Here is an 813-nt window from a genome sequence, read left to right on the forward strand (position 1 = left end):
TCACCAAGATTTTTTAAAGTGGTGCGATAGTAAGAAGGATCATTTTTGAAAGCTGTTATCGCAGAACCAATATCATTGAGTGCAGCTTGATAGGTTTGTTTTAAGCGATCAGGGTTGAGAGCAGGAATGTCGCTTTTATTGAGAAGGGTGCGCAATTCACTCGAAAGTTGGTCAAAATTGATGCTATTGTCACTATTTTTTGCAAAAAACTGTTCAAGACTTTCGCTGTTTAAGTTTGCAAGTATAGGGGAAATATTGTTTTTTAGGCTGTCTACGGTTTGTTGGACTATGGAGCTGTTTTCTAGAGCCGTTTTAGCTCCTATCTTTGCTGTACTAGAAACCACGTGGATGGCTTGGAGGGTCATCAGCAATGTTATGAGAGCCCAGGTGAGAAAGCCATGAAGCGTTCCTGAGGTTTCAGCAAAACGTCCAGCTACAAAGCCTCCCAAGGCTAGGCTAATCAGTGTAACGATAACAGAACCCACGCCAAAGGAGAGGAAAGAGCCTTCAAATGGGGTTGAAGAAGTGAAATCCATTTGGCTTAAGCCTAAAGCGGCGACCAGAAAAGAGAGGCAGATTGAGGTGGCAAGAGCCGTCACCAGTCCCGCAAAGATTGCGGACCATGAAATGGGTGTGTGAAAGAGTGAATATTTTTCTTCTAGAGATGTTTCTCCTAGAAAATTCGTATCGAATGGTGTGTTTTCAGGAATGCGAGTTTCCATGTTTTATCTCCTTGAATATGCTGGAGATACAATGCCTTTTTGCTAATTATGTTCCAAAAGGGATATAGAGCCGCTAAAAAGGAATAGGAAA

General features: G+C 42.1%; 1 protein-coding gene. It reads right to left on the reverse strand.

Going from position 1 to position 813, the window contains the following annotated elements; genetic code table 11:
- Positions 1 to 722 (reverse strand): DUF3792 domain-containing protein (locus ACFIQE_RS11055; RefSeq protein WP_375707771.1); only part of this gene is annotated, 722 nt, incomplete at its 3' end.
- Between the last annotated feature and the right edge of the window lie 91 nt (positions 723 to 813).

Source organism: Bartonella sp. AA1HLJMS (assembly GCF_042197445.1).
GTDB lineage: Bacteria > Pseudomonadota > Alphaproteobacteria > Rhizobiales > Rhizobiaceae > Bartonella.